The organism is Ruegeria sp. K3, from assembly GCF_056531845.1.
The window spans coordinates 20,183-45,293 of sequence record NZ_JBQFMM010000004.1 but is presented as its reverse complement, the minus strand read 5'-3'; the positions used below and the strand labels follow the sequence as shown (position 1 = coordinate 45,293).

The window sequence follows — 25,111 nt, the reverse complement described above, 5'->3', positions numbered from 1 at the left end:
CTTTTATTGTTGTTATTCGGCGGGGACGCTTTGTGCGTCGCCGCTGTCGCGTGCGGCCTCGATCAATTCTCGGCGGGCGAGGGCGTAATTGTCCTCTCCCCCGGCACGTTTGGCGCGGCGGTCGTCCAAGATGCGCTCGACAGCATCCAAGCGGCCAGCGCGCAGGCCGGAATCAATGGTGATGCGCTCGAATACATCACGTTGGGCGTGGCTGCCACCCGCCAGTTGCATCCCACCCCGGGCATTTGAAAGAAAATCAAAGGCTTGGCCGTAAAGGCCTTCTCCAAAGGCCTCAAGCCCCTTGGCGGCGGCAATGCCCGGGTCGGACATGCGGATCGGCGTGTCACCCTGATTGCGCTGGGCGTCATTTTGAATACGCTGCAGCATATTTGCTGTAGCCTCCGAACGATTGTCCCCGGTCAATGCCAGCAAGTAGTGAAGATCGGCGAAGATCAAGCATCCGTCTTCGGTTCGGGCTGCGCTGAGATCGGCCAGTTCTTCCCAGCGGTTGCCAACATCAACGCCCTCAAGCTCTAGCCGGGACAGCAGCGAGGTTGCATTCGAGATATCGCGATAGTCGTCGGTTTTGTCCTGGCGGATGTGATGATCGTAAAGCGCCATAACTTGATCGACTTGCCCCAAATCCAGATGCATCAGCGCCTTGTGCCACCAGACATGATAGCGGAAATTGTTGCAATGCGCCCAAGCGTCCTCACGTCCCGCGAGCCAGTCCAGTCCCAGCTGCGCGTTGCCCGTCATCTCGTGCACGTGCGCTACAGCGTGCAATCCCCAGGCGTCGTCCGAAACCATCCATAGGGCCTGACGACCGGCGATTTCGGCTTTCTCGTAGGCGCCGGTTTCCTCCAGCGCGAACGAGTGGCATCCCAGCAAGTATCCACGTCCGGCGTGGTCGGGTTCATACGCTGGCATCACCCGTTCGATCGACCGACGCATCCCCGCCGCATCGCCCAGAACGAAACGCGTCGCATGACTGAGCTTCATGGCCAGAGTATCCGTTGGGTGCGCCCGCAGAATCTCTTCAAATTTCTGAACGGCCTGTGATGGAAGGTCGGCCATATACAAACCAAGGGCCTCGACATATAGCCTTTCCCGGGCTGAAACTGGCTGACGCTCCATCGCTGCATTCGCGGCACTCAGCGCTTCGGCAGCGACCGCGATCATCTCACGCCGGCCCAGCAGAACCATGAACAGCCCCTTGACCGCATGGCCCAGCGCAAAGTCCGGCTCAAGCTCCAGAACCTTGCCCAGATGTTGCGGTGTGACAGCGGCATGCGCCATGAACCCAAGGAGAACACCATCCCATGCCTCGACGCTTGCGGGCTGGTTCAGGGTGTTCATCTGTCCAAAGACGTCTTGTTTCATACTCGGGTCCAATCTGATTGCGACGTTCTACACTGTTCGATGTAACAGAGTGTGCAGCCGGGTCGTAACAGTATCGACCCTGCTCTCGAATTGGTGAAATCCCGTGTGTGAGAAACGCGAAAAAAACCGCCGATTCAAGGGCATGTTTCAGCAACTTGCCGCCTAAACGGGCAGAGTGTTTCAATCTTCGAAGGGGTTTTCCGCGTTCAGAACAGCCTGTGTGTCAGCCCCACAGACCGGTGGTGCGCTGCGATATGTTACAGGCGTGCGTGACAGGTTCAGGGGATTCCCGATCAGTTGCACCTCGCCAGGCTCAGCTTGCATCGAGATCTGCATCTGGCGGGCAGCGACCTGATCCGAGGCAAAAACCTGATCGAGCGTCCGCACCGGGCCAACAGGGACTTTCAGGTCTTCAAGCCCCGCGATGACGCTGCCTGTATCCAGCGCCTGAACTGCCGGGCGCAGGATCGCATTCAACGCATCCCTATTTTCAAGACGGGCCGGGTTGGTGGCAAATCGGGGATCGTCGGCTAGCTCTGGCTTTTCGATGAAGCTGCAAAATCTTTTGTACTGACTGTCATTTCCAACGGCCAGAATCACGTGCCCATCCGCCGTCTGATAGACCTCGTAAGGCACAATATTGGGATGCCCGTTGCCGCGCCGCTGAGGCACTTCGCCCGAGGTCAGATAATTCACGCCCTCATTTATCAGCCAAGCGATCTGTGCATCCACCAGCGCCAGATCGATCTGCTGACCCTCGCCAGTCATGTCGCGATGACGCAGCGCAGCCAGAATACCAACGCAGGCATACATACCACACATCACGTCAGCAATTCCGACGCCTACTTTCATCGGCGCGCCGTCGGCGTCTCCGGTCAGAGACATGATCCCGCCATATCCTTGCGCCATAAGATCATATCCGGGCTTCGATGAGTTGGGGCCTGTCTGCCCGTAGCCTGAGATTGAACAGTAGACGAGGTCGGGAAACTCATTGGACAAGGTTGCGTAGTCGAGCCCGTATTTCGCCAGTCCACCGGGTTTGAAATTCTCGATCAGTATATCAGCGTGCGAGGCTAGGCGTCGGACTTCTGCCTGTCCTTCGGGTGTTGCGATATCCAAGGCGACCGATTTCTTGTTGCGGTTGGAGGACATGAAATATGCGCTCAGGTCTGAGCGGTTGCCATCCGCATCCTCGGCGTAAGGAGGGCCCCATTGCCGCGTATCATCACCACCGGTCGCCGGGTTTTCGACTTTGATGACGGTAGCGCCAAGGTCGCCCAACAACTGCGTACAAGTGGGTCCTGCCAGAATGCGAGACAGGTCCAGTACCTTGACGCCTTTCAGCGGTCCTTCAGATGCGGCCATCATATCCTCCACGGTCAATTTCCGCAGCAATGACAGTGAATTTGTCTGCTTTCAACGCCTGATCCAATGCAGCCCGCAAATCGTCGCGGCTACGAACTGTGTGACCATAACCGCCGAATGCGCGGCCTAAAGCCGCAAAGTCATGGCGGTCAAAGTCCACTCCGCGATTGCCCATCTGGCGCTGGCGCTGTTTCAGTTCGATCAGCGCAAGGCTGGCATCGACAAAGACCAGAAAAATTGGGTTGCCACCCAATTCGGCGGCAGTCGACAGCTCTCCGGCAACCATCAGAAAGCCGGCATCGCCAGAAAAGCTGATCACGGGGCGATCCGGTTCGGCCAATTTCAGACCGATCGCCATCGGAACGGCACACCCCATGGTGCAGAGCGCCGAGGACTGGATCAACCCTCGTGCCTCCGAACACTCCCACATCTGACTGAGCAGAATGCGATGCGCGCCGCTGTCGGCCGTGGCGAGGGTCTCGGGTGGCAGAACGGCACGAGTTTCTGCGATGATCGCCGCCGGTCCCCAGTCTTCATCTATCGGAAAAGCATTCGCCAGCGCAGCCTTGACCTGTTCAGGCTCACCATTCGGCCAAGTCTTGCCGGCAGGGTTGCCCTTGGCAATGGCCTCAAGCGTTGCGCCGGTGTCGGCGACCAGATTTAGCCCAGCCTGATGCATGTAATGATCGTTCACCACGGCTGATATGTCGATCACGCGCTTGGTTTCTGGGTTCCATATCTCGCGCCAGCCGGGGCGCATCTCGATAGGGTCATATCCCAAACACAGTACCAGATCAGCCTGTTCCACCAGCGGGACTAGGTGCTTATCGGCCAGCGGAGACAAACCCGCCCCGCCCAGGCAGAGTGGATGATCCTCGGGCACCACCCCCTTGGCCTTGTAGGTGGTGAGAAAGGGAATGTTGAAATGCTCTAGAAATGCTCGCACCACACAGCGCGAGTCGTCGTAAAGAACATCAAGACCGATGATCGCCAAAGGTCGCTCAGCCTCGGCCACCCAGCGGCGGGCCTTTTCCAGACATTCCGCGCCAGGCGCGACAGGAGCAACTTTTGCCAGTCGACGACGTTTAACCCCTGATACGCGCGTATCGGCCACCGAGATAGGCACATCGATGTGTACCGGGCCGGGGCGCGCTTGGTTGGCAAGCGATACCGCCTTGTCGGCGATGATATCGGCCCCGTCGGCCGTCAGCATGAAGCTGCCTTTGGTGATCGAGCGATAGACTTGCGCGTGATCCATCACCTGATGGGTGTAGGTCAACGCCTCATCCGCGTCGACACATCCGGTCAGCACGATCATCGGCACCCGATCCTGCAGGGCGTTGGCGACAACATTGATCCCGTTCATCGCTCCGGGTCCGAGTGTGGCCACGAGGATTGCAGGTGCACCATCGCGATGGTGGACCGCTTCGGCCATGAAACCTGCTGAGTTTTCGTGTTTTGCAAGGTGGAAAGCAATGCCCGCGCGTTCCAGCGCATCCACCAATGTCAGAACCTCGCCGCCGGGCATTCCGAACGCATGGCGGCATCCGGCCTCGAAAAGGCGTTGTGCCAACAAATCCGCAGCGCGGGGAGACAGGTCCTGCATTAATCAAGCTCCGACAAAGTTATCTGTCAGCAGATTGCGGAGGACGCGTCCGGACGCAAGCAGGTTCACGTCAGTGTGACTATTTGACGGCGTTTTCCGCTACGGCCTGAAACTTTGCGTCCAATTCTATGGCAATCTCGCGCAGAGCGTCTCCGCCCTCGTCTGCGTAAGGGGCAAAGACGAAGCTTGGTGTCTTGTAAGAAAGGGTTGCAGTGCCGTCCTCGTTCTCGGTTACGTAGAAGCGGATGGGCGCTTCGATCATCGCGTTGGTCGAGGTTTCAAGAACACGAACCGCGTAATCGTTGTTGAATGCGCCAATCACCCGGTTGCCCGGAATGGTGATACCGCGCGAGGCCGCCGCTTTGGTCGGCCCGGCCTGTGTCACAACGATCAGGCCGTTTTCCTTTACCGCGGCCTTTGTGTCATCCACGAGGGTCTCATAGCTTTTTCCGCTGGAGTAAACCGCCCATCCAGTAAGAGGTTCGATGCCGTCGGCCCAAGCAGGCATCGCCAGCAGGCAGATCGCAGCCCAAAGCGCCCTCATGTTCTTTCCCTTCCTGTTGACTGGGGAATTGATGACAGAAAAGCGCTGAAACGGGGCTCACAATCCTGTGCGCGCGTCAGGCCGCACGTTTCTTCAGCAGATAGATATCCATGATCCAGCCGTGATCAGAACGGGCCTGCGCGCGGGTATCCAGAATGTCTTGCGCCACATCCGCCAATGGGCCTTTGATCAGAATCTCTTCTTTCATGCCCACATATGCCCCCCACCAGATGTCATAATCGGTCATCTTCAGGCTCTGGAACGAGCATTCGCCATCCAGCATTACGGCCACTTTCGACGCCGTTTCAGGCCATCCATCATCGCGGATGCGACGGCCTGTGGTCACGACATAGGGCGCGCCCAGATCATTGATCGGGATCGCATGGGCTGCAGTCAACGCCTGTAACGCTGTGATTCCCGGCATAACCTGGACTCGCGGTTGCGGGTCCAGCCGCGCTGCAATTCTTAGCGAACTGTCATACAGCGACGGATCACCCCAGATCAGCAACGCCACCTTCTGCGCGTCCGGGTAGGCTGAAATCGACTCGTGCCAGCGCAGGGCAATTGCGTCGTGCCATTCATCGACGCCTCGGAGATAACCGTCATCTGCCCGGCGTTTGGGAACGTCGAAATAGGCGATCCGTGCAGGTTTGTCGGTGACCTGCGTGATGATGTCTTCGCGCAAACCGGCCAGATCGGCTTTGTTCTCTCCTTTTCGCGGAATCAGGATCAGGTCCGCTGATCTGATCGCCTTCGCCCCCTGAAAGGTCAGGTGGTCGGGATTACCCGTTCCGATTCCGATCAGGATCAGTTCAAACATCTTCGAACTCTGCCAGCGGGCCATACAGGATCAGGGCCGGGGCGGTTCCAACCTCGGATCGCAGCTTGTCGGACAGGTCTCCGATTGTGGAGCGCTCCAAGGATTGCTCTGGAGTTGAAACAGATTCGGCCATCAATGCAGGCGTCTCCAACGGCAAGCCATGCGCGCTCAGGGCTTCGACCAGCAAGGGAAAAGTGCGCTTGCCCATAAATACGACCGTTGTCGCGCTAGCATCAGCCAGGGCGGGAAGGTTCAGATCGGTCGGCAATTTGCCACTTACGTCATGCCCGGTGACGAATTGAACACGACGTGCAGTCAGGCGTCGGGTCAGAGGAATACCAGCGGCAGCTGCCGCCGCGACGGCAGAGGGGATGCCGGGAATGATCTCATATTTGATGCCAGCTGCCTGCAACGCGACCAGTTCTTCTTCCAGTCGACCGAACAATCCTCCGTCACCGGATTTCAGGCGTACCACCTGCTGACCGGTCTGCGCATACTCCACCAACAATCGGCTGACGTGATCCTGCTTGGGCGAAGGGCGACCGGCGCGTTTGCCAACACCAACCAGATCAGCATCGTCACGCGCATGGGTCAGGATCGGGCCGCTGCTGAGATCATCAAACAGCACCGCATCGGCCTTCTGCATCCGGTCTACGGCCTTGAGCGTTAGTAGCTCTGGATCACCCGGACCGGAGCCAATGAAAGAGACAAAACCGGTCATGCCGAGGCCTCTGCAATAAGATGGAAAAATGTGCCGGTGACATTGCCACGTCGCGATCCTGTCTGAGGGCCTTCGGCCCCCTCGGCATCAAAGACTCGCGCAAGAGGAGCGTCAGGTTGTTCGATGATCGAGGAATAGTGGAACTCATGTCCGCGCAAGGCTGTACCCTTGGCAAAGCCCGGCATCGACGCCAAAAGCTCAGCCCTGCGATAACCAAGGTTGAATTTGCGCTTTTGGTATGAGGTTTGCAGACCCAACAACCCCGCCATCTGATGTGGGGCGCCTTCCTTGTCGACCAGAACTTCCCCCAATGCCATGTACCCCCCGCATTCACCATGCACGGGCCGCGTTTCCGCGTGTTTCCGTAGGCCGGTCAAGAAGATATCTGCCGCGGCTAATGTTCCCGCATGCAGCTCAGGATATCCCCCGGGTAACCAGACCAGATCGGCATCTGCAGCTGGCGCTTCGTTTGCCAGAGGTGAAAAGGGCAGTATCTCTGCACCCGCGCTGCGCCACCCTTCCAGAAGATGCGGATAGGTAAATGAAAACGCTGCATCACGGGCCAGTGCGATCCTCTGCGCCGGGGGTCGCGGCAACGCGGCTGACGATGGTCCAGCAGGGCCTGAGGAGGCCGCCTGTTTGATCGCATCCAAATCGACATGTTCACGCAGGAATGCGGCGTATCCGGCGATTGCCGTTTCCAGATCCGGATGCTCAACCGCCTGGATCAGGCCTAGATGTCTTTCGGGCAGAGTCAGATCACCTCGGCGCGGAAGAACGCCCAGAACCGGCAATCCAGCCCGTTCCATGCCCAGCCGCGTCAGCCGCTCATGTCTTGGGCTGGCACAGCGGTTCAGGATCACCCCGGCAAAAGGTAGATCGGGGTTATACATCCGAAAGCCAAGCGCGGTCGCCGCCGCCGATTGCGCCTGTCCTCCGACATCCAGGACCAGAACGACCGGCCATCCCATGCGCAGCGCCGTTTCAGCGCTCGACCCATGCCCCAGCTCTCCGGGTTTGGCGACACCATCAAACAGACCCATCGAGCCCTCGGCCACTACAATATCCGCGCCCGTCGCCTGCTCAGAGATCGCGCTTAGCAGCGTCTCCCCCATCGCCCAGCTATCCAGATTGAACGAGGCACGGCCTGCCGCAGCCCGGTGAAAAGCCGGGTCGATGTAGTCCGGTCCGCTTTTGAACGGTTGTACGGTCAAGCCGTCCTCGGCCAGCGCCCGGAGCAATCCTAGCATTACTGTGGTCTTGCCTGTACCCGAAGACGGAGCGGAAATCAGTATTCCCGGTGGGTTAGTCATCACCATGGCTCCAGCTCGACCACGGACTGTCGGCGCTTTGAGGGCGATAGCGGCGGTCATATGTCTTGGAATACAGGCAGCTTTCGTCAAACCCTTCACCTGCAAGCGCCGGACCAACCATGATCAGTGCGGTGCGCGAGATGCTGTTGTCCAGCGCCTCCTTCAATGTGGCAAGCGTTGCGCGGATGATCTTCTCATCCGGCCAACTAGCGCGGTAGACCACGGCGACCGGGCAGTCTGCCCCATAGGCAGGTGTCAGGTCGGCGATGACGTTATCCAGATTTCCGATCGAAAGGTGGATAGCCAATGTCGCACCTGTTTTAGCGAAGTTTTTCAGTGTCTCGCCTTCCGGCATCGAAGACGCACGCCCGGGCGTGCGGGTCAAGACCACTGATTGCGCCAGACCGGGCAGTGTCAGCTCGGTCCCGAGCGCTGCAGCCGCAGCCGCAAACGAGGGTACACCGGGCGTGACGCTGACCGGGACACCCATCTCTTTCAGACGTCTGATTTGCTCACCCATCGCCGACCAGACCGAGAGGTCCCCGGAATGCAGCCGCGCCACGTCCTGTCCAGCTTTATGCGCTGCTTCGATTTCGGCCATGATCTGATCCAGATCCATGGGTGCGGTGTTTACGATCTTCGCGCCTTTGGGGCAGTGGCCCAGAATCTCCTCGGGTACCAATGAACCCGCATAAAGGCACACCGGGCAGGAGGCGATGATATCGCGCCCGCGCAGGGTCAGCAGGTCGGCGGCGCCCGGTCCGGCGCCGATGAAATGAACGGTCATGTCTGTCCTCCGATGGCGACGGCGCAGGTTGCAAGCCGGTCGTCCGAGATTTGTCTGGGTGAAATCAGCCGCGCGCCATGTCCGGCGGCAGCAAGAGCGGATGCTTCGGCCACGCTGCCGGTGCCATATGTGGCGCGACTGCGGGTTGAGCAAGTAAGTGTGCGTTGTTCGGCAAGATCATTTGCCGGAATGAAATGTATCGGCAGCTCAGTTGCTTCTGCAAGCGCGGCAAGTGCGGCGTGTCCGTCCTTGTCCGCAACGGTCGCAAGGGCATCGACAGTTTTTCCTGTCGAGGCAAGCTCGAAAGCGGCACGAAGACTGGCCAGCGTAGCAGAGGATGAGAAACCTAACCCCGCGACGATCATAACGTGAGGCTCCACTGCACCACTGGGTAGGCAGATTTCCAGGCTCGCCGTGGACCAAGCGCAGCTGCCTGCGCCAGTTCGATGCGCAGCAGGTCTCCGCCGAGCTTGTCGTGCCATTCAGCTAGTAACGCTTCGCTTTCCAATGTCACCGCGTTGGCGATCAGCCGCGTGCCGGCCTGAAGATTAGCGTGTAGCCAGTTCAGCAGATCCGCTCTCAGACCTCCACCGATGAACACCACATCGGGTCGGTCAAGATCAGCCAACGACTCTGGTGCAGAACCGTGCACAACGCACAACCGATCCTGCCCTAACGTATTGGCATTGCGGCGAATACGTTCGGCCCGATCAGCACGCGGCTCGATAGTCGTTGCAGTTAGCGTCGGATCGCACATCAGCCATTCGATGCTGATCGAACCGGTGCCACCACCGATATCCCACAGATGCTCACCCCGCTGAGGAGCAAGCGCCGACAGGGTTAGCGCGCGAATGGGGCGCTTGGTGATCTGGCCGTCGGTTTCAAAGATGTCATCGGGCTTTCCCGAGGCTTTGGGAAAGGCACGCCCAGTACCCGCGACATCAAGACCGACACAAACCGGATGTTCGAATGTACCAAGCAACGCCTCGGTCAGCGACACGCTGCGCGCGCGTTCACGGGGGCCACCGAGCGCTTCCATGACGTGCAGAGTACAATCCGCAAAATCGGTTTTGCCCAGATAGGTCGCAAGCTCGGCTACGGCTTTGCCGTCGCGCAGCAAGAGAATCGCGCGCAGGCCGGGTGCCAAGTGAGGGCGAAGGCGCGTCAGAGGCGCGGCATGTAGCCCGAAGGTCAACGTGTTTTCAAGCGGCCAACCAAGCCGCGCAGCAGCAAGCGAAAAGGTCGACTGGCCGGGTAGGGCAATCCATTCGTTCGTTTCGAAATTACGCGCGATAACGGACCCGGCCCCGAACCAGAACGGATCACCCGAGGCCAGCACAACGGTTTGCCGACCGCGCAATGCGGTCAGAATTGGCAGGCCATCGGCAAATGGGACCGGCCATTCAATCCGTTCCGCCGCGCTGTCTGGGATCAACGACAGGTGGCGTGTCGGACCCATGACAATCTCAGCGCGGTCCAGCACTTGACGGCTTGCAGGGGACAGGCCATCCAGTCCATCTTCGCCCAAACCCAGAACGGTCAACCACGGAGTTTCAGACATGCCCAACCTCCTGATTCTTGGTGGCACGACCGAGGCGAATGCTCTGGCAAAATCGGTTGCCGATCAAGGCATTCCCGCTACATATTCCTACGCTGGACGTGTCGATAACCCGCGCTCGCAACCCGTGCCGATGCGCGTGGGCGGGTTTGGTGGTGCAGCGGGACTGGCGCGGTACATTCACGAGCACGGCGTCAGCCATGTTGTCGATGCGACTCATCCCTTTGCCGCGCAGATGAGCCGAAATGCGGTGGATGCCTGTGCGAGGGCTGCAACGCCCTTGGCCGCTCTGACCCGGCCTGCCTGGGTCGCGCAAGACGGAGATAACTGGCAGCACGTACCGGATATTGAAGCTGCGGTTGAAGCTTTGGCTGGTCCAGCCCGCCGCGTCTTCCTGGCAGTTGGCCGCATGCATCTTCATGACTTCGCAGCCCAACCTCAGCATCACTATCTTTTGCGGCTTGTAGACGATCCGGACGCATTGCCGCTTCCGAAAAGCGATGTGATCGTTTCGCGGGGCCCGTTTTCTGTTGAAGAGGACCGGGCCTTGATGGAACGTCACCATACGCAATTGATTGTGTCCAAGAATGCGGGTGGCACCGGCGCGCGGGCCAAACTGGATGCCGCAAGGGCGCTGGGCTTGCCGGTTCTGATGATAGACCGTCCGACCCTGCCGAAGCGGACCGAGTTGGCAAATGTCACGCAGGTCTTGGACTGGCTGGCGCATACTTAATCCTTGGCCAGCGTGAATCTCGGGGTGTAGACGATCGGGGCGCTGTTGCGCTCGACTATGCGGGTCAGGGACGAGCCGACGATGACGACGGTCTGCATGTCCGCCATATCTGCCGTGGCTTCTTCCAGAGTTGAAATCCGCAAAGCCTCATTCTCGCGGGATACAGCGCGTGCAAACAGGATCAGGCGTTCCGGCTCACATTCTTCCCGCAGGATTTCCAGCGTTTTTTCAAACCCTTCCGGTCGAGACTTCGAGCGAGGGTTATAGAACGCCATGGCGAAATCGCCCTGCGCGGCAAGTCGGAGGCGCTTTTCGATCAGTGGCCATGGCTTCAGGTTGTCGCTCAGGTTGATGGCGCAGAAATCATGCCCTAACGGTGCCCCAGCGCGGGCCGAAGCCGCCAGCATCGCAGTGATCCCCGGCAGCACGTCGATCTGTATGTCACGCCAGTCGTTCGGCCCGTTTTCAAGCGCTTCAAACACCGCAGCGGCCATTGCAAACACGCCGGGATCCCCTGACGAGACTACAACGACGCGCTTACCGTCGGCCGCCATTTGCAAAGCGTGCTGAGAGCGGTCGATCTCGACCCGGTTATCGCTGGCGTGCAGGGTCAACCCCTCTCGCTCGGCCACCCGAGCAACATAAGGGATGTAGCCAACCACGTCCGTCGCTTCTGCCAGAGCGGCAGTGACTTCGGGAGTGACCAGTGCTTCGTTTCCAGGCCCAAGGCCAGCGATCTTGACCCAACCGCTCATGGTCGGCGTCCCTGTCCATGAACCAGTATGATTGAGAAATAGGGCGTGATTCCTTCGCAATTATCAGACAGTTTGCAGACCCGTTGGTTCGGCATCTGAGCGTATTCGACGATCCACGCGCGGTCATACAGCCCGGCCTGTTTCAGCGCGCGCTTTACCTTGTCGAAGTTCCGCCCGATCTTCATGACAACCAGCGCGTCGGTCTGGGTCATGCGTTCAGTCAGCGTATCCTCGGGCAAGGTTCCAACAAGAACCGTGAGGACATCGTCGCCCCAAGTTATCGGGTCACCGGTTGCGGTCCAAGCGCCGGACATGCCGGTTATGGCAGGTACGACTTCGACTTCAGATATGTCTCGTAGTCGATTGTAAAGGTGCATAAATGATCCATAGAAGAACGGATCGCCTTCGCACAGAACCACTACATCCTCACCATTTTCGGTAAGCGACTTCAGATGTGCGGCACAGTCTTCGTAAAACACCGAAAGGAGTTCATTATACCTTGGATCCGTCACCGGGATTTCGGTGGTTACCGGGTACTCCATTGGAAACTCGATGGCGTCGCCGGGGATCATTCCATTGACGATCTTGCGGGCCTGACCTGTGCGGCCAGGTTTGCGAAAAAACGCCACATGGCGGGCATTGCGCAGCAGGCGGTCCGCACGGACACTCATCAGGTCCGGATCGCCGGGGCCGAGGCCCACGCCGTATATTTTACCCCCGCTCATTCCGTGCGGCTCGCGATAGCATTGATGGCAGCAACTGTGATCGCACTGCCTCCCAAACGGCCTTTGACGATACAGGATGGTACGGGCTGCGCTTCCCACAAGGCATCCTTGGACTCGACCGCTCCGACGAAGCCCACCGGGCAGCCGATAATGGCAGCGGGGCGTGGGCAGTCGGGATCTTCCAACATGTTCAGAAGGTGGAAAAGCGCGGTAGGGGCGTTACCGATCGCGACCAGTGCTCCTTCCAGATGCGGACGCCACAGCTCTAGCGCGGCGGCAGAGCGCGTGTTGCTCATTTCGGCAGCCAGAGGGCGAACACGCTCGTCATGCAGGGTGCAGATCACTTCGTTGTCAGCGGGCAGGCGAAAGCGCGTGACGCCTTCGCTGACCATGCGGGCGTCACACAGGATCGGTGCGCCATTTTCCAGCGCGGTGCGGGCGGCGGCGACGAAACCGGGCGAGAAATGGACGAATTCTTCCAGCCCGACCATCCCTGCGGCGTGGATCATCCGAACGGCGACCTGTTCTTCATCGGTATCGAACCGGGCCAGATCAGCCTCGGATCGGATGGTGGCAAAGCTCTGCTTGTAGATCGCCGCGCCGTCGGTTTCGTATTCATAGGGCATCAGGTGAAGTCCATGGTCATGAGTGTTTCTTCGGTCAGGCCGCGTTGGCAGGGCTCATCCCCCGCGCGGCCTTGTTTGACAAGGTCAAATCGTCCGGAATTACCAACCAAAGTGACATCGGCCGGACCCATTCGGGCGCATCCCTTGGCGCAGCCCGACACATGCAGGCTGCCTGCAACGCGCGCGGCCAGGGCGCACGCCACACCGCGGGTTTCGACCTGCGCCTGCGGGCAGTATGGCGCGCCGGGGCAGGCGTCGGTTGTTCTCAGCGGGTCGGTGCCATCTGTGACAAAGTCAGGGGCGGGTATCGCCGCCCCGCCTTCCAACAGGAACAGCCGCCATGGTGTGACCCGCAGGGCAGTGGCGTTGCTGTTTTCAATCAGCGAATGGAGTTGCCGCGCCGGTAGCTGCCCAAAGGCAGCGCCATAGAGTGTCCCCCGCGCGCAGGCTCCCGGTTGAAGAGGCACGCCAATGGGGCCGGGCGCGCTGCGTTGCCACTCGCTGGGCAAACCATATGTGGCAACGGTCCGCGCCATGCGGCGGGTCTCGGTTGTGTGGGTTTGCGCAAACCACTTCGCCAACGCGATCACTTGGTCGATTGCTTGGGCTTCGCTCACCGCTCGCCCGGTTTCGGCCCCGTCCGCGCGCAGGATCAGGCTGCCCGAACCGAGTTCAAGCCGGATATCCGCCGAGTCATCGGCCAATAAACGCTCGGAACCTGTGTCGATGGCAAAGCCGAACTTGGCAGGTAAATCCGGAAGCTCGGCCAGACGCTGGATCAATTCCTGTGTCAGCCGAGCGGTCAGATCACCGGCTTCATAGAGTGGCGAGACCAGAATGTTGCGGCGAATTTCGATTCCGGGTTCGGCGTCCAGCAGGTTCAGCGAGGAAAGCGCGGCCAACAAGGATTGATGGTCGGTTTCCTTTACTCCACGCAGCTGAAGGTTGGCGCGGTTGGTAAGGTCGATCGTGCCATTGCCGAACCGTTCCGCCAATTCGCACAGCCCTATCGCCTGTTGGGCATCCAGGCGCGCCAGCCGAGGGCGCACACGCACGACCAGCCCATCACCGGACATCATCGGGCGATGGGCACCGGGGCACCAGCCCTGCACGATGGGCGCACTCATCCCAACCCCTCCAGGTCGGCGCGGATCGAGTTCCGGCGGGTATGCCATAGCCCTGCCTCCAGCAGTGCCCGGAACCGATCCTGCATGGCCTGATGTGCTTGCGGGTTTGCCTGTTGCAGGAAGGCGTCGACCTCTTCATTGCCCAGCGTGGCGTCGTGGTACAGATCGAACAGATGCGGTGCGACTGTGCCGGACAGATGCGCAAAAGATGCCATATGATCCAGCGTCACCGCGATTTCAGCGGCACCCCGAAACCCGTGCCGCTGCATTCCGGCAATCCATCCCGGGTTGGCGGCGCGGGCATAGACGACGCGGCTGATTTCCTCGGGCAGGGTGCGGGCGCGCGGGTTGTCCGGGTTGGTATTGTCCAGATGATAAAGCTGCGCAGTACCACCAGTGATTTTCTTGGCGGCAGCAAATCCGGCCTCGTGCGTTGCATAATCATTGGCCAGCAACAAGTCCGTCTCGGTCAGGTCCTGTAGGTGCACAAAGCTGTCGGCGTTGGCGACGCGTTGCGAGATACCGTCCTTATCTTGCGCTATATGCTCGCCTTCCAAAGCGAAGGAACTGGCATCAAGCCAAGCCTCACCCGCTTGCACGCGTGCCTCATCCGTATAGGTTTCGGACAGATGAGTCATGTTCAGACCATAGCTGCCGGGGGCTGGCCCATAGACCCGCGCCGCAGGCTCCTGACCGGCGTAAGGATTCCAGTCGGGTGCTTCATCTCGTTTGGTCAATGCGCGGACAGCCTGACCGTACAGCGCTGAAAGCGTCGGGAACACGTCCCGGAACAGGCCAGAGACGCGCAGTGTTACGTCCAGACGCGGGCGGCTGAGATCGGTGATCGGCAAAACTTCGATGCCCGAGACCCGCTCAGACCCTTTATCCCAAACCGGCTTCACTCCCAGCAGGTGTAGCGCCATGGCGAATTCCTCGCCCGCTGTGCGCATAGTGGCCGAACCCCATAGATCGACGATCAAGCCCTTGGGGTAGTCGCCTTCTTCCTGCAGATGCCGCCGAACCAGCTCTTCGGCGAGCTTGACGCCTTGTGTGTAGGCCGCGCGCGTGGGAACCGAGCGTGGGTCGGTCGTATATAGATTCCGCCCGGTCGGCAAAACTTCCGTACGCCCGCGATAGGGGGATCCGGACGGCCCGGCCTCGATCCGTTTGCCCGCTAAAGCGTCAATCAGGGCAGAGCGTTCAGCTTGGGCTGAGGGGGCAGCGTCGAATTTGCCCGTCTCATCGGGGACGCGCCCATAGATATGCAGCCCATCACCGAACTGGCTTTCCTTGATGTCGCAGACAAATCGGTCAATGCGCGTGATCGCCTCGGCGGTACAGGTGGCCTGATCGAGGCCAAGATCGCTTTCCAGCCCGATGGCCTGCGCCTCGTCCCGGATATCTTCCTGCAGGCGGTCACGGCGTTTGGGGTCGAGGCCATCCGCATTCGAGAACTCGTCCAACAGCGATTCCAGCCGCACCATGCGATCTGGTGTGCCGCTTTCCTTCATCGGGGGTGGGATATGGCCCAACGTAACCGCCCCGATCCGACGCTTGGCCTGCGCGGCCTCGCCGGGGTCGTTGACTATGAAGGGGTAGATCACCGGCAGATCGCCGATTAACGCCTCGGGCCAACATTCGTTGCACAAGGCGACTGATTTTCCCGGCAACCATTCCAGCGTGCCATGTGCGCCGATATGGATCAGCGCATCCGCGACCAATCCTTTGCGCAGCCACAAGTAAAAGGCGACGTAGGCGTGGCGCGGTGTGCGCGACAGATCGTGATAGTCGTCATCGCGCAGTTCGGGTGTGCCGCGCTCGGGCTGCAGCGCGATCAGAGCCTTTCCGCGACGCAGCGCAGTGAAGTGGAACGCGCCATTTGTGAAAGCAGGGTCGTCTTCGGGAGTGCCCCAAACCTTATTGAGATCGGCGCGGAGTGTTTCCGGCAGCGCCGCCAGCGCCGCCTGATAATCCTCTAGCGGCCATGAAATCCGGGCATCAAGAAGAGTTTCAGCAATCGGCTCGGTAGGCGCGGTGTCATACCCTTCGCCTTGCAGATCGAGCAACATTGCCTCAGCCGAGGCCAGCGCATCCAGACCCACTGCATGTGCCATCTGCCAGTCTTTGCCGGGATAGGTCGATAGTACCAGCGCCGGAACCTGCTCCGCTTTGGGTTTGTCGTGAAGGTTCAGCCAGCCGGAGACGCGGTTGATGATGGCTTCGATCCGTTCGGGTTCAGCCCGATGAGCGAAGCGAGAATACTCGAGATGCGGGTCGCGTTTGCCCGGCTCTTTGAAGGATACGATGCCCGCGTTGATCCGCCCGTCCACTTCCGGAAGGACCACATGCATGGCAAGATCAGCTGGTGAAAGGCCACGTTCCGCTTCGGCCCACGCTTTGCGGCGTGAGGTGGCCAGCGCCACCTGAAAGACCGGCACCTCTGCCACATCGAGAGGTGAGGTGCCTGATGCGCCCTTGCCTGAGAATGAGGTGGCGTTGACGATCGCCGAAGGCTTCAGCGCTACAATAGTCTCGCGCAGCCAATCGGCGGCATTTGGTGCTTTGAGCGACGGGGCAAACAGGCCGACGGTCTCAAAACCTCGCGCGCGCAAGCTGCGGATCAGCGCTGCGATTGGGGCTGTGTCCGCCGAGGTCAGATAAGCACGATAGAAGGTTACGATGATACGTTTCGCATCACCGGGCAGAGCGTTTTCTGCAGGGATCACGCCGTGATCTGGGCACCAGGCACCGCATTCGGGGATGGTCTTGGCGCCCATGACCGGACCTGCATACAACCCCGCAGCCAGTGCCATCTGCGCCAGAGCGGCCTGCGCCGCGACCTCACCGCCGGTGTCGCACAGATGCGCCAGCCGCCGCAGGGTCGAGACAGGCAGGGTAGAGTAATCATCCAGCCGCGTATCCTCGCGACCGTCTGCGGGCAGTACGGCCAGTGCAATCCCTTTGGCCTGCGCCAGCGCCAGAACCTGCTGCAAGCCGTAGGCCCAATAGGGCACTCCACCGATCAGACGGATCAGGATGCCCTTTGCGCCCTCCAGTGTCTGCTCGACATAGGTGTCGACTGAGAGGGGATGCTTCAGCGCCGTCAGATTGGCCAGCCGCATCGTTGGCATGCGTCCTTCAGGCCCACCTCCACGATGCCATCCCGCCGCGAAAGCGCCAAGGTCACTGTCGGAAAAGGACAGCACCACCAGATCAGCCGGGCTTTGGCCCAGATCGGTCGGGGTCTCGGTTTCTTCGAGCCCATGGCTTTCGCGGAAGACGACGTGCATAGGTCTTACTCGGCAGCCTCGGTTACACCCACGAGGATATCCCGGATCTCGGCCTCTTTGATATCGTCATGCTCGGCAATGACCACAAGGCGCGAGCGACGGTCTTCGCCGGGCTCCCACGGGCGGTCATATTGGTGACGCACGCGCGCACCGACGGCCTGAACCAGTAGGCGCATGGGCTTGCCCTGAACGGCGGCATAGCCTTTGACGCGCAGGATATTCAACTCGTTGGCCAATCGTTCAATCTTGGCGACCAGATCAATCGGATCGGTTTGCTCGGGCAGTTCAACGATGATGCTTTCGAAATCGTCATGCTCGTGATCGTGATGGCCGTCGTGATGGCTGGGACGCGCGTCCATGTCATCCTCGGCCGCGGCTTCTAGACCCAGCACGACGCGGACGTCCACGGCACCCTCAGCCACTTCGACTACGGGTAGGGGGCGGGGCGCTTCGGCGGCGATGATCTCTTTCGCTTTCGCAACGCCTTCCGGGCCAGCCAGATCGGGCTTGGTCAGCAGAATGATGTCGGCGCAGGAAATCTGGTCCTCGAACACCTCGGACAAGGGAGTTTCATGATCAATCGAGTCATCTGCCATGCGTTGCGCATCCACCGCCTCGACATTCGGTGCAAACCGACCAGCGGCCACAGCCTCGGCATCGGCCAGAGCAATCACGCCATCGACGGTGATTTTCGAGCGGATATCGGGCCAGTCGAACGCCTTCAGCAGGGGTTTTGGCAGGGCAAGACCGGAGGTTTCGATCAGGATGTGATCGGGGCGCGGCTCTAGTGCCATCAGGGCTTCAATGGTCGGGATGAAATCATCGGCCACGGTGCAGCAGATGCAACCATTGGCCAGTTCCATGATGTTTTCTGCGGGGCAATCAGGAATGGCGCAGGACTTCAGGATATCGCCATCGACGCCGACATCGCCGAATTCGTTGACGACCACCGCCAGACGCTTGCCCTGCGGGTTCTGCATCAGGTGTTGCACCAAAGTGGTTTTGCCCGAGCCCAAAAAGCCGGTGATCACAGTGACGGGGAGTTTCTCAAGATTGCTCATTTCAGGGCTCCAATCGGGGGAATGCGGGCCGCACAGTTTTTGCGGAAATGTTCAGGACGTTCGCGCCATTTGACCAAACCGTCCTCGGTGGCGAGGTATTTGGCTGCGCCTTCGACGATGGTTTCGACATGGTCGATCTCGTTCAGATGTTCATACACGAAAGTCCAGCGATCCGGTCCTCCGCGTAGCACGATCGAGCAGCCTTCATCGCAATTCGACAGGCATTCCACAGCTTTCAAGGTAATGCCTTCGGGCAGGCCCGCCTGTTCAAGCGCCTTGTGCAGCAACGTGCCGGGGCGCTGGGCGTCATCCTCGACAGGCAGCCCGCGACGGCAGGTAGTGCAAACCAGCAGTTCGACCGGTGCGGTCTCGGTCATGTCTCTCATCCCCCCAAATCCTCTTCGTGGGGGACGGGGTTTCATGCGGGCCGATCACAGCCCCACACCGGAACACCCCGTCCGGTTTCATCTTCGGGCGTTGGCAGGTCTCCCGGCTTGCGGATGTCAGAGGAGGCCTCTGTCGGATGTCCCGCCTTCCCGGCCATACTGCCAGTGGCTTTGGGCACCCTCTCCGGTCACGGTCGCGGGGGCGGCTGCGTTTGACGGCAAAAACCGCTGACGCATTCCCTTTTCATCTGCTCTCGCAGACACCAACGAAAGGGACATGCGGCAGGGCAGGGTTGCTTGTCAAGCGAGTCGCGCCGATCCGTGAAAAAGCGGATAAAAAGCGACCTGTCGGGGTCGCTGGGCGGCATGATACTTCTGCAACGACGTGCTGGCATGGCAGCAAGATGCGAACAGGAGGATACCGCGCATGAAAGTAGGGTTTATCGGGCTGGGGAATGTAGGGGGCAAGCTATCTGGATCGCTGCTACGAAACGGTATCGATCTGACGGTTCATGACCTGAACCCGGATCTGGTGACCGAATTCGTCGCCAAGGGTGCCAAAGCCGCCAAAAGCCCGGCGCAACTGATGCGCAATTGCGATGCTGTTATAACCTGTTTGCCTTCTCCTGCGGCCTCGGATGCGGTGATGCAGGAAATGTTGCCAGAGGTCGGCCCTGGCAAAATCTGGATGGAAATGTCGACCACCGATGAAGCCGAAGTCAAACGCCTTGGCGCAATGGTCATTGAACGAGGTGGGGCTGCAGTGGATTGCCCGGTTTCCGGCGGATGTCACCGGGCAGCGACGGGTAATATCTCGATCTTCGCAGGCTGTGATCGTGAGACTTTTGAACGTATCCTGCCATTCCTGACCACCATGGGGCGGCGCATTTTGCACACGGGCGATCTGGGCTCGGCCTCTGTTCTGAAGGTGTTGACCAATTATCTGGCTACCGCCAACCTGATCACCTGCGCCGAGGCTTTGGTGACAGCCAAGGCCGCCGGTATGGACCTTGGAACCACCTATGAAGCGATCAAGATATCGTCAGGCACATCCTTCGTGCACGAGACCGAAAGTCAGGTCATCCTGAACGGCTCGCGCGATATTTCCTTCACCATGGACCTGGTGAAAAAAGATATCGGTCTGTTTCAGGAGGTCGCCGACCGTGCCGGAGTTCCCCTTGAGATAAACCCATTGATGATCAAGATTTTCGAAGATGGTATCGCGCGATATGGTGAGCGTGAACTGTCCCCGAACATCATCAGGCGGCTAGAGGACGCGACCGGACTGGAGATCCAGGCGCCAGGGTTCCCAACCGAGATGCTGGACGACGAGCCAGAAGAACCGGGTTACGAGGTGATCCCGCAGAATCGGTAGATCAAATAATCGGCAAGCGTTGCGGCTGTCTGGCGACCTGGTTGGACAAAATTCTGGGGCTATTCTAAATAGGTCAACAGGAATCCGTCACCGGCACAGGCAAGAGAACAACTTATGACCAATGAGACCTTTCTCATCGTAACAACGATGAAAAACGAAGGGCCTTTCATGATCGATTGGGTGGCCTACAACCACGCAATCGGCTTTGATGACATTCTGATTTATACCAATGATTGCGCTGATGGTACCGATGCCATGGGCAAACGGTTGCAAGCGCTTGGCTGGGCTCACCACGAACGAAACAGGCTGGGTCCGCGCGCCGCGCCGCAGGTTCGTGCATTTTCGCTTGCGCGGAATCACCCAAGCTATCTGTCATCGGATTGGATTCTCAGTTTGGATGTGGACGAGTATATCAATATCCGTTTGCCCAATAGTGATATAAGAAGCCTCGTTGAGGCCAGCGGCGTGGCGGACGCGATCTCGATCTGCTGGCGCATGTTCGGAAACGCGGGTCAGAACGATTTCGTTGATCGACCCGTACCTGAGACTTTCTTTCAGGCCGCCACGGAAGACGGCTATCCGCATCACCGGACCAAAGGGTTCAAAACGCTGTTCCGCAACAACGGAAAATTCAGCCGTTTTCGCGCCCACCGTCCCAGGATCAATCCAGAAGATGCACCGAACCCTGACGCGCCATACGAAGGCGTGTTGTGGCGGGATTCGGGCGGGAACCTGTACCCAGCAGACCAAGTGAAATGGAAAGCATGGCGTGGTTTCAGCCATGAATTCGCGCGCATTCATCATTATGCTGTGCGCAGCACTGATAGCTTTTTGGTCAAGCGCGACCGTGGGCGCACCAATCATGTGGGGCAGGATCAAGGGCTCAAATACTGGCTCATGATGAACCACAATGATGTTGAGGATCGCTCAATTCTGGAACACATGCCGGCTATGCACGACATCAAATCTGAGATGATGGCAGATCCGCAATTGGCAGACCTCCATCACCAAGCATGTGAGTGGCACAGGTCGAAAGCCGAAGAATTGAGAGCCAGACCGGACTGGGTTGATCTGGTTGAAGCGTTGCAAAATTCCTCTACCGGAGAAGACGTCTATGGGTGAAGCTGTATCTGCTGAGGATCGCCGCAAGAAGCAAGCTGAGCAGCGCGAGCGGAAGGATTCCCTGCGGCGCGAAATGCTCAAGACCATGCCGCATGGACGGCTGAGCGTTGAAATTGGCGTTTGGAAGGGCGAGTTTTCGCGGATTCTGCTGGAAGAGCTGCAGCCCTCGAAATTGTGCCTCATCGATCCCTGGCAAGTACAGCAAGACCCGGATGGCGGTGCTTCGCTTGCCGGAGCGCGCACGCAAAAGGATATGGATCGAATTTACGAGGCAGTGACGGGCAAATACAGCACCGAGATTGCCAAGGGGCAAATTTCGATCATTCGCGACTATTCGCGACCAGCGCTGCGTTTGTTTGAAGATCAAAGCATCGGGTTCGCCTATCTGGACGGCGACCATTCCTACGAGGGCGTAAAAACGGATCTGAGTGCTTTGCTGCCCAAGATGATCGAAGGCGGCGTAATCATGCTTGACGATTATCACAGGCGCGGTTGGTGGAAAGATGACGTGATGCGTGCGTTCCACGAATTCCTCGGGGCACATTCTGCGGGGCTGCGGCTCAAGGCCATCATGGGGGCGCAAGTGGCCGTCGAGAAACTTTGAGCCGAGATCATTTTCTGATTATAGATTCGTGCGACGTAATCTGGGCTGGCTGATGTCTTCCAGCGTCAACAGTGTTAAGCAACAAGTTCAGCGATGACGGATAGGGTTGTTGTCTAAGTCCGATCATTTTTGAATAGCGGCACTTTCCCAGGCAGACAGGAACTTTCTGCGCTTCAGCGTATCGAGGAACGTCAACAGCGCAGGGTCCAGCGCTATCGCTGCGCTTTCGGTCGTGGAGTCCTGCGTGTCCAGAAGTGGCAGTGCTGCCATTGATTCCGGATTCAGCGTGGTCAGGTGCCGGACAAAGGTCTCCGCTTCCTCCGGCAAGCGGCTTTTGCCAGTTACCATGGCGGTTCGCATCATCGTCGTCTGAAAATCCGAAGGCAGAATGATCTGAAGGGCATCCTTTCCTTCTGTTCGTACCGCCGCATAACTGCCAAGCACGTTGTAGGCCACCGCGATCGTACCATCCGCCAGGTCGTTAATCATGTCGCCCGAACAACAATACAGCCGCACGTCCAGGCCGCCCAAAACCTCCATCAAGCGCCAATAGGTTTCCGAGGCGCGGGCGTCCTGCGTGGCGAACAAATAGCCCAATCCCGACTGGCGCACGTCATAAGTGCCGACTTTGCCCCGAAAATCATCCGGGCGGGCGCGCAGCGCTTCGATCAGTTCCTGCCGCGTTTGCGGCATTGGTTGTCCTTCGAACGCGGTGCGGTTGACAACGATGGTTGCGGGTTCCGAAGTGAAGGCGAACAGGCTTTGATGCCATTGCGCCCAAGGGGGGTGCGGAAGATCGTTAAGCGCCAGCGCATATCCGTCATTCGCGAGCTTCAGTTGCAGGTCCATCGCGCTGGAAACGACAACGTCGAACGCTTCTGGCGTGGCTCGGACGCGTCGGTCGATATCGGCCGTGCCGGTCACCAGATATTCGACCGATATCGCTGGATTCTGGGCGACGAAATCCTCGATCAGCGGCGCAAACAGGGCGGTATCGGTGCTGGAAATGACCCGCAGTCGGGGGCCGTCGGCACTTTCGTTGAATATTTGTCGGTCTTCCCAATCCTGAGCCCCTGCGCCGCTGGCGAACAGGCACAGGATCAGAGTGACAAGATAACGCATGCGCCGCCCTCCGCTTTGTTTGACAGTACCAGCGTGCCGCCATGGGCGACCGCGACGTCCTGGGCAATGGTTAGCCCGAGGCCCGATCCGATGGTTCCCGCCGCGTTCTGACCACGTTCGAAACGTCTTGTGAGCGTTTCGATTTCATCTGGCGGAAAGCCTGGCCCCTGGTCACTGACCGTGATCCGGGCTGTGGGTGACCCTGCGACATCGATGACTACGATACTGTCCGCTGGCGCATATTTAAGCGCATTGTCTACCATGTTCCGCACCGCATTTTGGATGAGGATGGGGTCGCCCGAATACATGACCTGCGGTTCGCCGCTCAAAGCAAGCGAAAGGTCTTTCATTTCAGCGATGGGCGTCAAGCGCTGGACAAGCTCACGGATCAGAGTCACCAGATCGATATCCTCGCGCTCCAGATGGTCGGCGCGGAATGTGATCATGGCGTGATCCAGTAGTTGCCCCGCAGCCCGAGAGCTTTCGTCGATGGCGCGCATCATTGATCGTAACGCCTCGCGGTTGTCTTCTCTCTCGACCCGTTGCAGCGTCGCCTCGGCATAAGACCTGACCGTTGCCAGCGGGGTGCGGACCCTATGGGCGGCCTCGGCGATAAAGTCCTCGGATTGGCTGAGAGACTGGTCCAGGCGTCCCATCAGCGAATTCAGCGATGACACCAAAGGCGCCATTTCACGCGGTACTGGTTTTTTGAATGGGCTGAGATCTTGCGGTCCCCGACGGGTGACGGATGTCGTTAATCTGTCGAGCTGGCCGATGGTGGCCGAACTCACCCAGAAGGACAATACAGCCGCAAGCACAAAGAACCCCAATCCCAAAAGGCCGGCATTGCGTGAGATTTGATCCAGCGTCTCCGACAGCGCATCTTGGGTCTGTCCCAAGGCCACTTCGATTTCTGTCTGATTTCCCAGCCCAACCAGTGTGCGGCTGGCACTGACCTGACGAACGTTTTCACCGCGCACCTCACCGAAGCGAAAGGTCCACTTTCCATCAGCGGGTCCTTGAGTTGGGGTCAGGTCTTCGTAGCCGGACAGGAACTCGCCATCCTGAAAGATCGCATAAAACACCCGGTCGTCCGACGGCGTGCTCAGCATTGAAAAGGCAGCATAGGGGATATCGACTTCAAGCTCGCCTCCGCGCAGCGCCGCGGCGTCGAGGATCGAGGTGACTGAGGCACCCAGAATGTTGTCCTGACCTTGCTGGGCAACCTGAACTGCATAGTCGCGGACAGCAAAGAACAGCACAAGGGCCAGAATCGCGGCACCGCCGATTAGCGTTAGCGCAAGACGGTTTCGCAGTGATCCGGAAACGTTTGGATTAGTTGCCATGATCCAGCCTGTAGCCCAAACCGCGCAACGTTGTGATCCTGAGCTCCGATTTTTCCAGATGCTTGCGCAGTCGGCCGACATAGACCTCGATGGCATTGTCCGAAACATTGTCGTCGTAGGAGAACAACCGGTCCGCCAGCTTCTGCTTAGAAAACACCTGACCGGGGGCGTTGATCAGCAGTTCCAACAAGCGCAGTTCGCGGTTGCGAAGCGAGACGATATCGTCGCCGACCGTCAAATGACCTGCAACCGGATCAAAGACGACGCCGCCAATTTCAATCGTCGTTTTGGTCTTGCCGGATTTGCGTCTCAGCACTGCGCGGCAGCGCGCCTCAAGTTCGGCATGGTCGAAGGGTTTGGTGACATAATCGTCCGCCCCAAGATCGAGTGAGCCGATTCGATCCGACACTTGACTGCGGGCGGTCAGAACGATGACAGGTGTGTCCAGATGGCTGGCGCGATGCCGTTTGAGGAAATCCCGCCCGTCCCCGTCGGGAAGCATGATGTCCAGCAGGATCAGGTCATACTCATCGATTTCAACAAAGGCCACAGCATCTTCTATTTTCTCTACGTGATCAACCACATGCCCGTCCAGTCGCATGCGCGAACTTATGGCATTGGCGAGGTCCAGATTGTCTTCGACCAAGAGGAATTTCATCGGGATCCAATAGTAATTTCACCCATGACAGGTTGATGTCAGGTTGATGTGTTTAGGTTTCGAATAATCTGAGCCGCACTGCGG

Annotated in this window: 24 protein-coding genes and 1 riboswitch; of the genes, 4 read left to right on the top strand and 20 right to left on the bottom strand. The window is 59.0% G+C overall.

Features of this window, described 5'->3' with window-relative positions:
• Positions 1 to 12: 12 nt before the first annotated feature.
• From ACR0MP_RS08770 to cbiE, 10 genes are all read right to left on the bottom strand, one after another.
• Positions 13 to 1,383, bottom strand: a complete 1,371-nt coding sequence (locus tag ACR0MP_RS08770; RefSeq protein ID WP_170512182.1) for a tetratricopeptide repeat protein — start codon at positions 1,381 to 1,383, stop codon at positions 13 to 15.
• Positions 1,384 to 1,563: 180 nt separating this feature from the next.
• Complete coding sequence (locus ACR0MP_RS08765) at positions 1,564 to 2,748, bottom strand: CoA transferase (protein WP_170735411.1); 1,185 nt, start codon at positions 2,746 to 2,748, stop codon at positions 1,564 to 1,566.
• Positions 2,735 to 4,354: a thiamine pyrophosphate-binding protein gene (locus tag ACR0MP_RS08760; protein ID WP_170391867.1), complete on the bottom strand. Its 1,620-nt coding sequence runs from the start codon at positions 4,352 to 4,354 to the stop codon at positions 2,735 to 2,737. Before ACR0MP_RS08760 ends, ACR0MP_RS08765 begins: the two co-directional genes overlap by 14 nt.
• 79 nt (positions 4,355 to 4,433) lie before the next feature.
• Positions 4,434 to 4,898, bottom strand: a complete 465-nt coding sequence (locus tag ACR0MP_RS08755; protein ID WP_170401258.1) for a DUF302 domain-containing protein — start codon at positions 4,896 to 4,898, stop codon at positions 4,434 to 4,436.
• Positions 4,899 to 4,974: 76 nt separating this feature from the next.
• Positions 4,975 to 5,718, bottom strand: coding sequence for a precorrin-6A synthase (deacetylating) (gene cobF, locus ACR0MP_RS08750; protein WP_170401255.1), 744 nt, complete (start codon positions 5,716 to 5,718; stop codon positions 4,975 to 4,977).
• Positions 5,711 to 6,439 carry a uroporphyrinogen-III C-methyltransferase gene (cobA, locus tag ACR0MP_RS08745; RefSeq protein ID WP_170563620.1) on the bottom strand — a complete coding sequence of 243 codons (729 nt, stop codon included), beginning with the start codon at positions 6,437 to 6,439 and terminating at the stop codon, positions 5,711 to 5,713. The genes cobF and cobA overlap by 8 nt, the downstream gene beginning before the upstream one ends.
• Positions 6,436 to 7,758, bottom strand: coding sequence for a cobyrinic acid a,c-diamide synthase CobB (locus tag ACR0MP_RS08740; RefSeq protein ID WP_480886521.1), 1,323 nt, complete (start codon positions 7,756 to 7,758; stop codon positions 6,436 to 6,438). Before ACR0MP_RS08740 ends, cobA begins: the two co-directional genes overlap by 4 nt.
• On the bottom strand, positions 7,745 to 8,539 hold the full coding sequence (gene cobM / locus ACR0MP_RS08735; RefSeq protein ID WP_170401250.1) for a precorrin-4 C(11)-methyltransferase: 795 nt from the start codon (positions 8,537 to 8,539) through the stop codon (positions 7,745 to 7,747). Before cobM ends, ACR0MP_RS08740 begins: the two co-directional genes overlap by 14 nt.
• Positions 8,536 to 8,904, bottom strand: coding sequence for a cobalamin biosynthesis protein (locus ACR0MP_RS08730; protein WP_170401248.1), 369 nt, complete (start codon positions 8,902 to 8,904; stop codon positions 8,536 to 8,538). Before ACR0MP_RS08730 ends, cobM begins: the two co-directional genes overlap by 4 nt.
• On the bottom strand, positions 8,901 to 10,100 hold the full coding sequence (gene cbiE / locus ACR0MP_RS08725) for a precorrin-6y C5,15-methyltransferase (decarboxylating) subunit CbiE (RefSeq protein ID WP_170401246.1): 1,200 nt from the start codon (positions 10,098 to 10,100) through the stop codon (positions 8,901 to 8,903). Before cbiE ends, ACR0MP_RS08730 begins: the two co-directional genes overlap by 4 nt.
• Between cbiE and ACR0MP_RS08720 the strand changes: the two genes are divergently transcribed.
• Positions 10,099 to 10,830 (top strand): cobalt-precorrin-6A reductase, encoded by a 732-nt coding sequence (locus tag ACR0MP_RS08720; protein WP_170401244.1) that lies wholly within the window; start codon positions 10,099 to 10,101, stop codon positions 10,828 to 10,830. The genes cbiE and ACR0MP_RS08720 overlap by 2 nt on opposite strands.
• On the opposite strand, the gene cobJ is transcribed toward ACR0MP_RS08720, so the two are convergent.
• The 7 genes from cobJ to ACR0MP_RS08685 are packed head-to-tail and all read right to left on the bottom strand — an operon-like array spanning position 10,827 to position 18,791.
• Positions 10,827 to 11,585 carry a precorrin-3B C(17)-methyltransferase gene (cobJ, locus tag ACR0MP_RS08715; protein WP_480886383.1) on the bottom strand — a complete coding sequence of 253 codons (759 nt, stop codon included), beginning with the start codon at positions 11,583 to 11,585 and terminating at the stop codon, positions 10,827 to 10,829. The two genes, ACR0MP_RS08720 and cobJ, sit on opposite strands and share 4 nt — an antisense overlap.
• On the bottom strand, positions 11,582 to 12,310 hold the full coding sequence (locus ACR0MP_RS08710; RefSeq protein ID WP_170401239.1) for a precorrin-2 C(20)-methyltransferase: 729 nt from the start codon (positions 12,308 to 12,310) through the stop codon (positions 11,582 to 11,584). The genes cobJ and ACR0MP_RS08710 overlap by 4 nt, the downstream gene beginning before the upstream one ends.
• Positions 12,307 to 12,936 (bottom strand): precorrin-8X methylmutase, encoded by a 630-nt coding sequence (locus ACR0MP_RS08705; RefSeq protein ID WP_170401236.1) that lies wholly within the window; start codon positions 12,934 to 12,936, stop codon positions 12,307 to 12,309. Before ACR0MP_RS08705 ends, ACR0MP_RS08710 begins: the two co-directional genes overlap by 4 nt.
• A complete protein-coding gene (gene cobG / locus ACR0MP_RS08700; RefSeq protein ID WP_170735388.1) occupies positions 12,936 to 14,063 on the bottom strand; it encodes a precorrin-3B synthase in 1,128 nt (375 codons plus the stop codon). The genes ACR0MP_RS08705 and cobG overlap by 1 nt, the downstream gene beginning before the upstream one ends.
• The gene (cobN, locus tag ACR0MP_RS08695) at positions 14,060 to 17,353 is read right to left on the bottom strand and encodes a cobaltochelatase subunit CobN (RefSeq protein ID WP_480886381.1); all 3,294 of its coding nucleotides are present in this window, start codon (positions 17,351 to 17,353) and stop codon (positions 14,060 to 14,062) included. The genes cobG and cobN overlap by 4 nt, the downstream gene beginning before the upstream one ends.
• A 5-nt stretch (positions 17,354 to 17,358) precedes the next feature.
• Positions 17,359 to 18,414 carry a cobalamin biosynthesis protein CobW gene (gene cobW, locus ACR0MP_RS08690; protein ID WP_170401230.1) on the bottom strand — a complete coding sequence of 352 codons (1,056 nt, stop codon included), beginning with the start codon at positions 18,412 to 18,414 and terminating at the stop codon, positions 17,359 to 17,361.
• On the bottom strand, positions 18,411 to 18,791 hold the full coding sequence (locus ACR0MP_RS08685; RefSeq protein WP_170391837.1) for a DUF1636 family protein: 381 nt from the start codon (positions 18,789 to 18,791) through the stop codon (positions 18,411 to 18,413). The genes cobW and ACR0MP_RS08685 overlap by 4 nt, the downstream gene beginning before the upstream one ends.
• A gap of 85 nt (positions 18,792 to 18,876) precedes the next feature.
• Positions 18,877 to 19,083, bottom strand: a riboswitch (cobalamin riboswitch).
• 105 nt (positions 19,084 to 19,188) lie between these two features.
• On the opposite strand from ACR0MP_RS08685, the gene ACR0MP_RS08680 reads away from it, so the two are divergent.
• From ACR0MP_RS08680 to ACR0MP_RS08670, 3 genes are all read left to right on the top strand, one after another.
• Positions 19,189 to 20,175 carry an NAD(P)-dependent oxidoreductase gene (locus ACR0MP_RS08680; protein WP_370644452.1) on the top strand — a complete coding sequence of 329 codons (987 nt, stop codon included), beginning with the start codon at positions 19,189 to 19,191 and terminating at the stop codon, positions 20,173 to 20,175.
• 114 nt (positions 20,176 to 20,289) lie between these two features.
• On the top strand, positions 20,290 to 21,297 hold the full coding sequence (locus ACR0MP_RS08675; RefSeq protein ID WP_480886379.1) for a glycosyltransferase family 2 protein: 1,008 nt from the start codon (positions 20,290 to 20,292) through the stop codon (positions 21,295 to 21,297).
• The gene (locus ACR0MP_RS08670) at positions 21,290 to 21,901 is read left to right on the top strand and encodes a class I SAM-dependent methyltransferase (RefSeq protein WP_170648128.1); all 612 of its coding nucleotides are present in this window, start codon (positions 21,290 to 21,292) and stop codon (positions 21,899 to 21,901) included. The genes ACR0MP_RS08675 and ACR0MP_RS08670 overlap by 8 nt, the downstream gene beginning before the upstream one ends.
• 123 nt (positions 21,902 to 22,024) lie before the next feature.
• On the opposite strand, the gene ACR0MP_RS08665 is transcribed toward ACR0MP_RS08670, so the two are convergent.
• From ACR0MP_RS08665 to ACR0MP_RS08655, 3 genes are read right to left on the bottom strand one after another with little or no spacing between them, the layout of a single operon-like run.
• A complete protein-coding gene (locus ACR0MP_RS08665; protein WP_170401224.1) occupies positions 22,025 to 23,023 on the bottom strand; it encodes an ABC transporter substrate-binding protein in 999 nt (332 codons plus the stop codon).
• Positions 23,002 to 24,369, bottom strand: coding sequence for a sensor histidine kinase (locus ACR0MP_RS08660; protein ID WP_480886377.1), 1,368 nt, complete (start codon positions 24,367 to 24,369; stop codon positions 23,002 to 23,004). Before ACR0MP_RS08660 ends, ACR0MP_RS08665 begins: the two co-directional genes overlap by 22 nt.
• Positions 24,359 to 25,027: a response regulator transcription factor gene (locus tag ACR0MP_RS08655; protein WP_170401221.1), complete on the bottom strand. Its 669-nt coding sequence runs from the start codon at positions 25,025 to 25,027 to the stop codon at positions 24,359 to 24,361. The genes ACR0MP_RS08660 and ACR0MP_RS08655 overlap by 11 nt, the downstream gene beginning before the upstream one ends.
• Between the last annotated feature and the right edge of the window lie 84 nt (positions 25,028 to 25,111).

Coding starts and splice junctions, on each gene's coding strand:
- ACR0MP_RS08770 (WP_170512182.1), bottom strand. CDS start 1,383: ATGAAACAAGACGTCTTTGGACAGATGAACACCCTGAACCAGCCCGCA.
- ACR0MP_RS08765 (WP_170735411.1), bottom strand. CDS start 2,748: ATGGCCGCATCTGAAGGACCGCTGAAAGGCGTCAAGGTACTGGACCTG.
- ACR0MP_RS08760 (WP_170391867.1), bottom strand. CDS start 4,354: ATGCAGGACCTGTCTCCCCGCGCTGCGGATTTGTTGGCACAACGCCTT.
- ACR0MP_RS08755 (WP_170401258.1), bottom strand. CDS start 4,898: ATGAGGGCGCTTTGGGCTGCGATCTGCCTGCTGGCGATGCCTGCTTGG.
- cobF (WP_170401255.1), bottom strand. CDS start 5,718: ATGTTTGAACTGATCCTGATCGGAATCGGAACGGGTAATCCCGACCAC.
- cobA (WP_170563620.1), bottom strand. CDS start 6,439: ATGACCGGTTTTGTCTCTTTCATTGGCTCCGGTCCGGGTGATCCAGAG.
- ACR0MP_RS08740 (WP_480886521.1), bottom strand. CDS start 7,758: ATGGTGATGACTAACCCACCGGGAATACTGATTTCCGCTCCGTCTTCG.
- cobM (WP_170401250.1), bottom strand. CDS start 8,539: ATGACCGTTCATTTCATCGGCGCCGGACCGGGCGCCGCCGACCTGCTG.
- ACR0MP_RS08730 (WP_170401248.1), bottom strand. CDS start 8,904: ATGATCGTCGCGGGGTTAGGTTTCTCATCCTCTGCTACGCTGGCCAGT.
- ACR0MP_RS08720 (WP_170401244.1), top strand. CDS start 10,099: ATGCCCAACCTCCTGATTCTTGGTGGCACGACCGAGGCGAATGCTCTG.
- cbiE (WP_170401246.1), bottom strand. CDS start 10,100: ATGTCTGAAACTCCGTGGTTGACCGTTCTGGGTTTGGGCGAAGATGGA.
- cobJ (WP_480886383.1), bottom strand. CDS start 11,585: ATGAGCGGTTGGGTCAAGATCGCTGGCCTTGGGCCTGGAAACGAAGCA.
- ACR0MP_RS08710 (WP_170401239.1), bottom strand. CDS start 12,310: ATGAGCGGGGGTAAAATATACGGCGTGGGCCTCGGCCCCGGCGATCCG.
- ACR0MP_RS08705 (WP_170401236.1), bottom strand. CDS start 12,936: ATGCCCTATGAATACGAAACCGACGGCGCGGCGATCTACAAGCAGAGC.
- cobG (WP_170735388.1), bottom strand. CDS start 14,063: ATGAGTGCGCCCATCGTGCAGGGCTGGTGCCCCGGTGCCCATCGCCCG.
- cobN (WP_480886381.1), bottom strand. CDS start 17,353: ATGCACGTCGTCTTCCGCGAAAGCCATGGGCTCGAAGAAACCGAGACC.
- cobW (WP_170401230.1), bottom strand. CDS start 18,414: ATGAGCAATCTTGAGAAACTCCCCGTCACTGTGATCACCGGCTTTTTG.
- ACR0MP_RS08685 (WP_170391837.1), bottom strand. CDS start 18,791: ATGACCGAGACCGCACCGGTCGAACTGCTGGTTTGCACTACCTGCCGT.
- ACR0MP_RS08675 (WP_480886379.1), top strand. CDS start 20,290: ATGACCAATGAGACCTTTCTCATCGTAACAACGATGAAAAACGAAGGG.
- ACR0MP_RS08670 (WP_170648128.1), top strand. CDS start 21,290: ATGGGTGAAGCTGTATCTGCTGAGGATCGCCGCAAGAAGCAAGCTGAG.
- ACR0MP_RS08665 (WP_170401224.1), bottom strand. CDS start 23,023: ATGCGTTATCTTGTCACTCTGATCCTGTGCCTGTTCGCCAGCGGCGCA.
- ACR0MP_RS08660 (WP_480886377.1), bottom strand. CDS start 24,369: ATGGCAACTAATCCAAACGTTTCCGGATCACTGCGAAACCGTCTTGCG.
- ACR0MP_RS08655 (WP_170401221.1), bottom strand. CDS start 25,027: ATGAAATTCCTCTTGGTCGAAGACAATCTGGACCTCGCCAATGCCATA.